We start from the raw sequence: 11925 nt of genomic DNA on the forward strand, positions 1-11925 counted from the left end.
ACAGAGGTAATCACGATCAACGGGACACTTTTTCAGACGTCAGGGTGTTATTGGCAATGGAAACCAACTGTCCGTCGTCAGTCAATATCGAGGTTTTGACCGTGCCAATTTCTTCAATGCTACCCTCCAGCTCGCCGACAGTGATCCGGTCGCCTACCTCATACAGTTCACGCACATAAATACCGGCAATGATCTGGCTGACCGTTTGCTTGCTACCCAAGCCGAGCGCGAGCGCTGCGGCACCACCAAAGGTGATCAGCACAATGCCGATGACCATGTTCAAAAGGGCCGTCTCGATCTGCAGCTGGCCTATGGCAAGCGATACGGTAATGATGACCAGTAAGCCCTGGACAAATCGGCCCAAGCCACTCGCGTAATCAACGCCCATGCTTTCAGCTGCACCGCGCACTACGCCGTTCACCAAGTGCGAAAGAAGAAGCCCTGCCAGCAGTATTAGCGCCGCGCCAAACACTTTGGGCAAATAGAGAGTGAACACATCCAGGGTAGAAGATACCCGCGCCAGTCCAAGGGATTCCGCGGCCGATACAATAAAGGTGAGAACGACAAACCAGTAAACCACTTTGCCGATGATCACCGATACCGAGGAAGTGATGCCTGCGCGTGCCAGCATCTTGTTGACACCGGCGCCGCCCATTAAGCGATCCAGTCCCAGCTTGGCCAAGCCTTTGCTAAGCACCGCATCAACTACCTTGGCGATAACAAAGCCGAGCAGGATAATAAATAACGCTGCAATGAGGTCAGGTACAAAAGAGGCAACCTTGCTCCACAAGGTGGTCATCGCGGCAACGAAACTCTGGCTCCAGACGTCAAATTCCATGGTGGTCTCTTATTAAATATCGTTTTCAGGTTGGACTGCAGTAACACTTCGCTTCACCGGTTTTAGGTGGCGCGCTCCACGTGCGCCACCCTCGGACAAGACCCAGCCCCAGCGAGTGAACAGGTTGATCAGGTCAAAAACCCCACCGCGAATGTGAGCCTTGTGCAGCACTTGATCCAGGCGGCGATCTTCTCGATCAGCTCCCTGATATTCGCCATCGTCTTGCAGCAGATGACGCAGCCTGCTTTCTAAGGGATCTTCAGACATGTTGCCTCCTGGGAAAAGCGCACAGCAGATGCGCCAAGGGGGAAGACTGGCGCGTCTTCCCCCTTGTCAGCAACATGCGCAGCTACTACTTATTCCGGCATGCTCAACGCTGTAGGCGATACGATTATGCCGTTATTATCTGCATAGACGTATTCACCAGGCTTAAAGGTCACTCCGGCAAAGCTGACCGTGATATTGAGATCGCCAATGCCACGCTTGTCAGTCTTCATCGGGTGACTAGCCAGCGCCTGAATCCCCAGCGGGGTTTGCGCCAACACATCTACGTCGCGCACGCAGCCGTAAATGATAATGCCCTCCCAGCCGTTTTTAGCCGCTTTTTCAGCCAGCATATCGCCCAGTAGGGCTCTGCGAAAAGATCCGCCGCCATCGACGACCATGACTTTTCCGCGGCCATCCTGATCGACTTGCTCTTTGACGATAGAGTTATCCTCATGGCATTTGACCGTAACGATCTCACCGCCAAAGGAGTCATGGCCGCCAAAGTTACTGAAAATCGGCTCAACAACATCTACGTCCGGGTAGGCATCGCATAGATCTGGCGTTACATAATGCATTGCGTTCTCCTTGAAGACTGGATTTGCAGTTGCTCTTACTTGCCATTCTCGGCCAGGAAGAACCAGGTGTCCATGACCGAATCAGGGTTCAGTGACACGCTTTCGATGCCCTGATCCATCAGCCATTGGGCTAGATCAGGATGATCCGAAGGTCCTTGACCGCAAATACCAATGTACTTGCCTGCATCGCGGCATGCGGAAATAGCCATGCTCAGCAACTTCTTCACCGCCGCATTCCGCTCGTCAAACAGGTGCGCGATGATGCCCGAGTCGCGATCCAGGCCCAATGTCAGCTGAGTCAGGTCATTGGAGCCAATAGAGAAACCGTCAAAGTGTTCAAGGAACTCATCTGCTAACAACGCATTGGCGGGCAGTTCGCACATCATGATCAGGCGCAGGCCATTCTCGCCACGTTTCAACCCATTCTCGCCCAGCAGCTCTACTACTTGCTTGGCTTCGCCGACGGTGCGCACGAAGGGAATCATGATCTCGACGTTGGTAAGGCCCATCTCGTCCCGAACACGCTTCATCGCGCGACATTCCAGCTCAAAGCAGTCACGGAAAGAGTCGCTGATATAGCGCGAGGCGCCCCGGAACCCAAGCATCGGATTTTCTTCTTCCGGCTCGTACAGACGGCCACCGATCAGATTGGCGTATTCGTTGGACTTGAAGTCCGACATGCGCACGATGACCTTTTTCGGCCAAAAGGCTGCAGCCAATGTGCTGATACCTTCAACCAGCTTGTCAACGTAGAAGCCGACCGGGTCGTTATAACCGGCTATGCGCTTTTGCACGCTTTCCTTGACGTCTGCGGGCAGGCTGTCAAAGTTCAGCAGCGCCTTGGGGTGAACGCCAATCATGCGATTGATGATGAACTCCAGACGCGCCAGGCCCACACCTTCATTCGGCAGGTTGGCAAAGTCGAAGGCTCGATCCGGGTTACCCACGTTCATCATGATCTTGAACGGAATGGGCGGCATGGCATCAACGCTGTTCTTCTTGATGTCGAACGACAGCTGACCAGAATAAATAAGGCCGGTATCGCCTTCAGCACAGGAAACAGTGACTTCCTGACCTTCTTTCAGCTCGGTTGTAGCGTTACCACAGCCGACCACAGCGGGAATGCCTAGCTCGCGAGCGATAATCGCAGCGTGACAGGTACGACCACCACGGTTGGTCACGATGGCACTGGCACGCTTCATGACAGGTTCCCAGTCGGGGTCGGTCATGTCGGAAACCAAAACGTCGCCAGGCTGAACCTTGTCCATTTCTGATACATCGTTAACGATGCGTACAGGGCCAGCACCAATGCGCTGACCGATGGCACGACCTTCAACCAGAACGGTACCCTTCTCTTTCAGCAGGTAGCGCTCCATGACATTGGCGGTGGTGCGGCTCTTCACTGTTTCAGGACGCGCCTGAACGATATAAAGCTTATTATCGTCGCCGTCTTTGGCCCACTCGATATCCATTGGGCGGCCATAATGCTGCTCAATGATGACCGCCTGCTTTGACAAATTAACGATCTCTTCGTCAGTCAGGCAAAACCGACTGCGCTCAGCCAGGTCGACATCAACGGTTTTAACTGAGCGGCCAGCCTTGGCTTCATCGCCATACACCATCTTGATCGCTTTACTACCCAGATTGCGGCGCAGGATTGATGGACGGCCAGCAGCCAAAGTAGGCTTGTGAACATAGAATTCGTCAGGGTTGACTGCACCCTGCACTACCGTCTCCCCTAGGCCGTAGGCGCCAGTAATAAAGACGACGTCGCGGAAGCCTGATTCGGTATCGAGCGTAAACATGACACCCGCAGTACCGGTCTCAGAACGCACCATGCGCTGTACGCCAGCAGACAGAGCGACCAGTTTGTGGTCAAAGCCCTGATGCACGCGGTAAGAGATAGCGCGGTCGTTGAACAGCGAGGCAAATACTTCCTTGGCGGCGTAAATCACGTTATCGACGCCGCGGATATTCAGGAAGGTTTCCTGCTGGCCAGCAAAGGACGCATCCGGAAGGTCCTCTGCTGTCGCCGAGGAGCGCACGGCAACGGCCAGGTTCGGGTTGCCGTCCGACAGCTTGGCAAACTCGTCACGAATGGCCTTGTCCAGCGCAGGCGGAAAATCAGCCTCCATCACCCATTGGCGGATCTGCGCGCCGGCCTGAGCCAGAGCGTTCACATCATCGACATCGAGCTTGTCCAGGACAGCATTGATGCGGTCGTTGAGGCCACTTTGCTCGAGGAACTCGCGATAGGCGTCTGCCGTGGTGGCAAAGCCGCCGGGAACCGAAACACCGGCATTGGCCAGATTGCTGATCATTTCGCCGAGAGAAGCATTTTTGCCCCCGACCCGCTCTACATCGTCAACGCCCAGCTGCTCGAAGGACACTACGTACTCTAACAAGGTGATCTCTCCGTCAATCAATGAATTAGTCGGCGACCGCAACGGGCTCGACTGGTTTGCCCGCAACAAATGCGCCACAATGCCGTTTTACGAGTGTGTCGGGCCTGAGCTCACAATCACGCTCTTCATGGAATACGACATCTTAAGGCTTCGCGAATGAAACGCACTGCTTTTTTCATTTCTGATGGCACCGGCATTACTGCCGAAACGCTAGGTCAGAGCCTGCTGGCTCAGTTTGAGAACATTCAGTTCACCAAGCTGCTGCGGCCCTATGTCGATACCGTTGAAAAAGCGCGAGACATGGTACAACAAATCAATGCTGCTGCCGAGAAAGATGCAGAGCGCCCCATCATTTTTGATACCGTGGTCAACAACGATATACGTCAGGAATTGGCTAAATCCAGCGGCTACATGATTGATATCTTCTCTACGTTCCTTGCCCCTCTGGAGCAGGAGTTGGGCGACGGCTCGTCCTATTCGGTAGGCAAAACCCACTCGATTCAGCACAACACGCACTACAAAGACCGTATTGACGCGGTGCACTACGCCATGGATAACGACGATGGCGCCAGGACACACCATTACACTCAGGCCGACATCATTCTGGTCGGGGTGTCACGTTGTGGTAAGACACCAAGCTGCCTTTATCTCGCTTTGCAATACGGCATTCGCGCAGCGAACTATCCCTTGACCGAAGACGATATGGAGAGCCTGCAGCTGCCCAAGGCGCTGAAGGAAAACAAGGCCAAGCTCTTTGGTTTGACGATTGATGCTGAGCGTCTGGCCGGTATCCGTAACGAGCGTCGCCCTAACAGTCGCTACTCCAGCTTTGCCCAGTGTGAGTTTGAAGTGCGCGAAGTAGAGAATCTTTTCCGTAAGGAAAACATCCCCTACATCAACTCGACTCACTTCTCGGTTGAGGAGATTTCAGCCAAAATATTGATGCAGATGGGTATCGAGCGACGCTTGAAGTAACACCTTCAAGTTGTTGTTAAATATAACTATCCATTTAACCATTGGCGCAAGTCATTCGGCGATTTGCCTGTCAGGCGTTTGAGAAAACGCCTGAAGTTGGTTCGATCATTGAATTGCAGATAACCCGCGACATCCTCATTGGTCATACCCCGGCAGAGATACAGATCCAGAGCGATAATGGTGCGCGCACGATCCAGCTGGGCCTGGAACTGGGTGCCCTCGCGCTGAAGACGCCGCTTGAATGTTGCGGTACTCATACCAAAGTCTGCGGCGACTTGTTCCATACCAGTCAACTTAGATATGTGTGTCGCCAAATACTCATAAAGCGCATCAGTGAAGCTATCGGGGGCAGGCAGCTGCGACAATTGCAGCCCTGCTTCCTGCTCGGCGATGCGCCCCACTACGGCTGAAGACGGTAGAGCCTTGCTGACAAACTCGCGCGGTATTCGCATGAAGCTGACAGGGCTTTGAAAACGCAGATGTTCCCCCAGGTGCACCCAATATTGCTCGATATAAGCCGGCTCAGAGTGAGCCAGGTGATAATGCCAGGGCAGATTGGGCCCGCCTAACTGACGCGCCAGTGCAGTCACCGCTACCATACTGGACTCGATGAGAAACTGCCGATTTTTCCCGGCATTGAAGCTATCCAGCCAATAAACGTAGACCGACTGTTCATCCATCCGCAGGACTGGCGCACTTAACGGACTCAGTAGCACCTTGTATTGCTGCAGGTGCTGTAACGCCTGCAGTAGTGTGTCCGCATGCCACAGCATGTTGCTCGCTGCGCCGTAATGCCCGGGTAGTAACTGCTGCCCATACAGGAAGCCGCTGTCGTCCGCTCCCAGTAACAAGCGACTATTATCGATCAGACGGTGAAACTGGTTCGCGCTGATGTGCGGGTCGCCGCTGAGCAGGTCGTCATAGAACAATCCGGTTCCCTTCAGCAGGTGATGGCTTTCTATTCCGCGCGACAGGGCCAGATCAATCAGGTAGGCAGGCTGTGCTCTGGCGGAAATAAATCGCGTCTCGCAGTCCAGCCAGTTAACCCTGCTCATGCGCCCGACCTGGCCAGCTGCGGACCTTGCTTGGCTCGCGCCATCACAATATTGAGGCGTTTTAACAGAGAGCTGGCATCCTCCTGTCGAGCCATCAAGGCAACCGCTGTCGCTTTGAGCGTTATCCGCTCGCCTTGCCCTGCGGTTTTCAACGCCAGATGAGCCAGCGAATCCGATAACTCCTGTGCCAGCACCTGAGCTTGAGCCTCCAGCGTAGAAGGTAGCAGGATGATGAACCGATCTCCCGCTAACCGGCAAAGCAGGTCGTGGCTACGCAAGTTCAGCACTATTTGCTGGCTTACCAGCTGCAATACGCGATCGCCTTCACGCAGGCCATGCTTGTTATTGACGGCACTGAAGTCATCCAGATCGAGCATCACCAGAGACAAGGGTTCGGCACGCTCCTGCGCTTCCGGCATGGCTTGCTCCAGTTGCCGTTGGAAGTACCGTGCATCACCCAAGGGGGTCAGCTTGTCGAATTGTCGATGTTCGCGGAAGTGCCGCTCGCGATTGATCATCTGTGCACTGATCGCTAACTGCTCAAAATGCCAGTGATAGATACCCAGTGTCAGCAGGATAAAGCCAATCGGCATGGGCGCCGATTCCAGCCAATGATCTAGCGTCATGGTTTCAGGCAGTGCGATAAATTCATCCAGACTATCCATCCACAAAGAGCAGAACAGGCACGCCAGGCCAAAAAAGAGCAGATTAGTCACGCGGCCGGCCGGCCGACCTTTCAACAATAACCAGGCCCAGACCAGCACCAGTAAAGCTGAACCACCCTCGCCTGCTATATCAGTCCAGGACCAGATTTCCATTGGCTTCAGCTCACCCAAGCTGAGGTAGAGCAATGCGCCAGCATTAGCTATTACCAGCAAGGTAAGTAACTTGAATCTATGCAGCGTGAGCATGGAGTACATCGAAAAGACATCCTTGAGCAATATGAGGCTTAGGACATCAGATCAATATGACGATCAGGTTTCAGTGCGTGGGTCATTTCAGCTCATATTGATTTGCGCAGGTTCATGATTAATTGCCTCAATACGCCGACCAAAACCGTAAGACGGGGCCTGTACAGGAGGTAATCAATGGCTTTCGGGGGTGATATCAGCTCAATTGCAGCCGCAACAGGCCTTATTTTGCCCCAAATTCTCACCAGCCAAATTCACTGTCACAGAACCGACACAAGGCCGACCTAAGGTCCTCTCCCATCAGGGCAAACGCCCATTTGTCAGCAGAGGATTTTTCATGTCAGTCAGCAAATCATTATATCTCGCCGGCTTTCGCTGTTCCGCCTTGGCGCTTTCTGTTGCTTTCAGCGCCCAGGCATCTGCCGCCGGTGCGACGCCAGAAGTGGTTAACGTTATTGGCCAGGGCGCCCAATTGGAGCAGGCGCTGCAGGATCAGCGGATGTCCGACAGTGTAGAGAGCGTGGTGCACGCGGATGCCATCGGGCAGCTACCGGACGACAACGCAGCTGAAGCGCTTCAGCGCGTTCCAGGCGTCTCGGTCGAGCGCGACCAGGGCGAAGGACGTTTTGTCAGAGTACGCGGGCTGGGCGCCGATCTAAACTCGGTCACTATCAACGGCACTCTGGTGCCAGCGCCGGAAGATGACCGACGTGCTGTAGCCCTGGATGTACTGCCAAGTGAGCTGGTGCAGTCGCTATCGGTGGTCAAGACCCTAACGCCGGATATGGATGCGAACTCGTTGGGCGGCACAGTCGAGGTAGAAAGTCTCTCCGGCTTTGATCATCCCGATACTTTCTACAGCCTTTCGAGCGAAGCCAGCTACAACGACAACACCGGCAAGACCAGCCCCAAGGTATCCGGCGCTATCAGCAATCGCTTCAGCGTTGGCCAGGGCATCGATAACTTCGCTGTCGCTGCAGCCTTGAGCTGGGAGGATCGCACTTTTGGCTCGGATAACGTCGAAACCGGCGGTGCCTGGGATTTTGACGACGCCAGCGGTGCGCGTTTGGAAGAGTTGGAAGAGCGTCGCTATGACATCAGCCGCAAGCGTTTGGGTGCTGGGCTCAACTTTGATTTCCGTCCAGATGAAGACACAGACCTATATCTGCGCACTCTGTACAGCCGTTATAAAGATACCGAGACTCGCCAGGCGAACGTGATCGAGTTTGCCGATGCTCAACTGCCAGGCGAACGCGGCGATGCTGAAGGTACCCGCGAGGTTAAGGATCGTTCCGAAACCCAAGAGATTAAAAGCTTTGTTTTGGGCGGCGAGCGTCGCATAGGGGATTGGACTCTCAGCAGCCAATATGGCTACAGCGAAGCAAGTGAAGATAGCCCGTTGCATATTCCTGGTTCAAAGTTTGTCGGCAACAGCGATTTTTCCGATGCAGGTTATGACAGTAGCCGCGAGCCCAATGTAAAAATCAGCGACGCCGTTTATCAGGCCGGTAATTTTACTCTTGATGAAATTGAGCGTGAGAAGCAGCTGACTACGGATACAGAACAGAATATTCGTATCGACCTCACCCGTGACTATTACTGGCAGGATTTGGCATCCCAGGTCAAATTCGGCACCAAATTCAGCACCCGGACCAAGGACAATGATCTTGAAGTATGGGCCTATGAAGACCTCACCAACGCAGGCTTCACCATCGATCAGTTGAACCTGGCCAACTTCGTCAACGGCAATGGCAAACTCGGGCCTGAAATCGACGCTGGTGCTCTGGAGCAGCTGATTGCAGGCCTGAACCCGGCGGACTTCTATGACGCCGAGCAGTCGCGCATCAACGACTTCAGCATTGAAGAGAATATTAACGCCGCCTACATCATGAACACCGTCGATATTGATGATCTGCGCATCATTGCTGGCCTGCGTTACGAAGGTACCCGCCTTAAGGCGAAAGGTACCGGTATTAATGATGGGTCCTTTGAAGCGGTCAATGAACGCAACGACTATCATCACTGGCTCCCTGGTCTGCATGCCATTTATCAGCTCAATGACAGCAGCCAGTTGCGTGCGGCCTGGACCAATACGGTAGTGCGTCCCACATTCGGGCAGCTATTCCCGGGCTTTGTAATCGATGGCGATGAGGCGGAATTCGGTAACCCGCAGCTGGATGTTCTGGAGTCCAGCAACTTTGATCTTGGCATTGAGCACTACATGGGCAAAGCCGGCGCCGTATCGGCCTTTGTGTTCTACAAGAATATCGAGAACTTTGTTTACTCCGCGGACCTGGCGGGCACGGGCGAGTACGCCGCCTTTGCTGAAGCCAAGACCTATGCCAATGGCGACAAGGCTGATGTATACGGCCTTGAACTGGCCTACTCGCAGCAATTCGAATGGCTACCAGCACCCTGGAATGGTCTGCTGCTCAGCGCTAACGGCACCTTTACCCGCTCTGACGCCGACATCGAGCAGTTCAACCCCGATACCGGCAACATGACCAGCCGCAGCATCAGCCTGCCGGGACAGTCAGACACCAGCGGTAACCTGACTCTAGGTTGGGAAAATGACCGCATGAGCCTGCGCGTTGCGACCAACTACCAATCGGACTACCTGGACGAAGTCGGCAATGTGCTTGATAAGCGCTATGACACCCATGTGGACGACCAGTTCTTCGTCGATATCAGTGCTCACTACTTCCTGACCAAGCAGCTGCAGGTCTTTGTCGAAGCGCAGAACATTACCGACGAGAGCTATTACGCCTACACCGGCGATCGTAGCTTCAACGCCCAATACGAAGAATACGGCCCAACCTACAAAGTTGGCCTGTCACTGACCCACTTCTGATCCCAAAGGGCGTGTATAGCGCGCCCTTCCCACTTTTTGATGTGAGATTCTGTATGCGAGCCGCAACCAAAATCGTTGGCGTACTCTTGCCAGTATGCTTTGCTTTGAATGGCTGTTTTGATCAGCCTAGCCGTCAAACTGAGGCAACCCCGAATACCCCTGACATTGCTGAACTAGAGATTCAGCGCTGGACACCCATTAAGCAGGATGGTCAGTTTGAGAGCTGGGTATTATTAGCCACCGATGGCAATAACCAATTACCCGACCGCCTGGCAGCGGGACCGAACGGGTTGTGGTTAATGGATAGTGCCGGCGAGCCGGTCGGCCAGGCCTACGCTGGCCGTTTTGCCGGGCTGGACGCTCGGCCATTCGGCCAGGGGCTGCTTACGGCCACGCTGGATACCGTACGCGATCAACCCATGCTGGTTACGTGGGACGCTGGTCAGCAAGGGTATTCGGCCCCCACCTGGCTGCCGACCACACCCTACCCGGTAGAGAGCCTGTGCTTCTACGCAGATCAACAGCGCCATTTGTATCTCTTCCTGGTTGGTGAAGAAGGCAGCGGGCAGCAATGGCTAGTCGCTCATGAAGAGCGGCTGCTGGCTACGCCCAAGCTGATGCGCACGCTGCACCTCCCGGTTGGAGCCAAGCAATGTGCAGTCAATGATCAGCTGGGCCGACTTTTTATCAACGAAGAAGACATCGGTGTTTGGGCTTATCCAGCCAACCCTGAAACCAACGGTGAACGCGCCATCGTCGACCTGGTCCAGCCGTATGGCGGCCTGACCAAAGACGCTCCTGGCCTGGCTGCCAGTGCAGACGGTGTCGTGATTCTTGATGGCAAAGCTAACTTGCATCGTTATACGGCTACGGCTGAAGGATGGCAGGCAGCGCCACCACAGAAAACCAGTGAATTGCAGAAGCCCGAACGACTGGCGGCACGCACCAGTGAAGTGCTTGAACTGCTGATCGCCGATGATGCCAACCTGCACCTCTATCAAGCAGAGCTTGCCCCGGGCCAGCTGGCACAGTCGGAACCAGCCATCGTTGAGGTACCTGCTCAGGCGCAAACCCTGCCAGTGCCGCACAGCGGAGACGCTGCAGATGATCCGGCTATCTGGGTCAACCCAAGCGATGCGTCCCAGTCTCGAATTCTGGGTACCGATAAGCGCGGTGGACTCGGCGTATACAATCTTGATGGCCAACAGCTGCAGTATTTGCCGGTTGGCCGTATCAATAATGTTGATCTGCGTGACGGCTTTTCGCTCAACGGCGAAACCGTCAGCCTGGCGGTTGCCAGTAATCGCGACAGCAATAGCCTGGAGCTGTTTTCAATCGGGTCAGGCGATGCCGAGGTTCGCGGCTTGGGCCGCATCCCCGTACCTTTGAATGAAATCTACGGCCTCTGCATGGCCAAGGGGAAAGACGGTGACATTTATGCCATTGCCAATGATAAGGACGGTCGCTTTGTCCAATATCTGATGGAAGAAGATCAAGGCCAGGTTAACGCCAGCCTGGTACGTGAATTCAGTACAGCGACTCAACCCGAAGGCTGTGTGGCTGATGACCAGCGCGAACGCCTGTTTATTGGTGAAGAGGGTGTTGGGGTGTGGAGTTTGAGCAGCGATCCACAACAAGCTACCGAAATGAGTCAGGTGATCAGCGTAGACGGCCCCCTCCATGCCGATGTTGAAGGCATGGCTATCTTCGAGTCAGAGCAGCCTTACCTTGTGCTATCCAGCCAGGGGAATGACAGCTATCTGGTACTGGATGCAGAGCCTCCCTACCAACTGCGCGGTGCATTCCGGGTAGGTATCAATGTCGAGTCTGGCATCGACGGCGTATCCGAAACGGACGGCTTGGAGGTCAGCTCAATGTCTTTCGGCAGTGCATGGCCGAACGGGATGTTAGTTGTGCAGGACGGGCGCAAGCGCATGCCTGAAGGTAATCAGAACTTCAAAATGATCGCCTGGCATGAGATCGCCGAGGCACTGAACCTGCCCTGAATATCATGCTGTAACCAAATAGAAATGTTTTTGCCATCCAAT

General features: G+C 54.5%; 9 protein-coding genes. 3 read left to right on the plus strand and 6 right to left on the minus strand.

Annotation, left to right across the window (positions count from 1 at the left end; all coding sequences use genetic code 11):
* Positions 1–16: 16 nt before the first annotated feature.
* The 4 genes from EF096_RS08975 to ppsA form a co-directional block, all read right to left on the minus strand.
* A complete protein-coding gene (locus EF096_RS08975) occupies positions 17–838 on the minus strand; it encodes a mechanosensitive ion channel family protein (RefSeq protein ID WP_123889288.1) in 822 nt (273 codons plus the stop codon).
* A gap of 12 nt (positions 839–850) precedes the next feature.
* On the minus strand, positions 851–1105 hold the full coding sequence (locus EF096_RS08980; protein ID WP_123889289.1) for a CrfX protein: 255 nt from the start codon (positions 1103–1105) through the stop codon (positions 851–853).
* A gap of 89 nt (positions 1106–1194) precedes the next feature.
* Positions 1195–1680, minus strand: a complete 486-nt coding sequence (gene rraA, locus EF096_RS08985; RefSeq protein WP_123889290.1) for a ribonuclease E activity regulator RraA — start codon at positions 1678–1680, stop codon at positions 1195–1197.
* A 35-nt stretch (positions 1681–1715) separates the two neighbouring features.
* On the minus strand, positions 1716–4085 hold the full coding sequence (gene ppsA / locus EF096_RS08990; protein WP_123889291.1) for a phosphoenolpyruvate synthase: 2370 nt from the start codon (positions 4083–4085) through the stop codon (positions 1716–1718).
* 156 nt (positions 4086–4241) lie between these two features.
* Here ppsA and ppsR point away from each other — a divergent pair, with 156 nt between their 5' ends.
* On the plus strand, positions 4242–5060 hold the full coding sequence (gene ppsR, locus EF096_RS08995; RefSeq protein WP_123889292.1) for a posphoenolpyruvate synthetase regulatory kinase/phosphorylase PpsR: 819 nt from the start codon (positions 4242–4244) through the stop codon (positions 5058–5060).
* 26 nt (positions 5061–5086) lie between these two features.
* Here the strand turns inward: ppsR and EF096_RS09000 are convergent, their stop codons facing one another.
* Together EF096_RS09000 and EF096_RS09005 are read right to left on the minus strand one after the other, a co-directional pair.
* Entirely contained in the window at positions 5087–6115 is a 1029-nt protein-coding gene (locus tag EF096_RS09000) for an AraC family transcriptional regulator (protein WP_123889293.1), read from the minus strand.
* The gene (locus EF096_RS09005; protein WP_123889294.1) at positions 6112–7035 is read right to left on the minus strand and encodes a GGDEF domain-containing protein; all 924 of its coding nucleotides are present in this window, start codon (positions 7033–7035) and stop codon (positions 6112–6114) included. The genes EF096_RS09000 and EF096_RS09005 overlap by 4 nt, the downstream gene beginning before the upstream one ends.
* Positions 7036–7363: 328 nt before the next feature.
* Here EF096_RS09005 and EF096_RS09010 point away from each other — a divergent pair, with 328 nt between their 5' ends.
* Positions 7364–9877, plus strand: a complete 2514-nt coding sequence (locus tag EF096_RS09010) for a TonB-dependent receptor (protein ID WP_123889295.1) — start codon at positions 7364–7366, stop codon at positions 9875–9877.
* A 53-nt stretch (positions 9878–9930) separates the two neighbouring features.
* Positions 9931–11883 carry a phytase gene (locus EF096_RS09015; RefSeq protein WP_123889296.1) on the plus strand — a complete coding sequence of 651 codons (1953 nt, stop codon included), beginning with the start codon at positions 9931–9933 and terminating at the stop codon, positions 11881–11883.
* Positions 11884–11925: the final 42 nt, after the last annotated feature.

This window comes from Pseudomonas neustonica, assembly GCF_003797945.1.
GTDB classification, from domain to species: domain Bacteria; phylum Pseudomonadota; class Gammaproteobacteria; order Pseudomonadales; family Pseudomonadaceae; genus Halopseudomonas; species Halopseudomonas neustonica.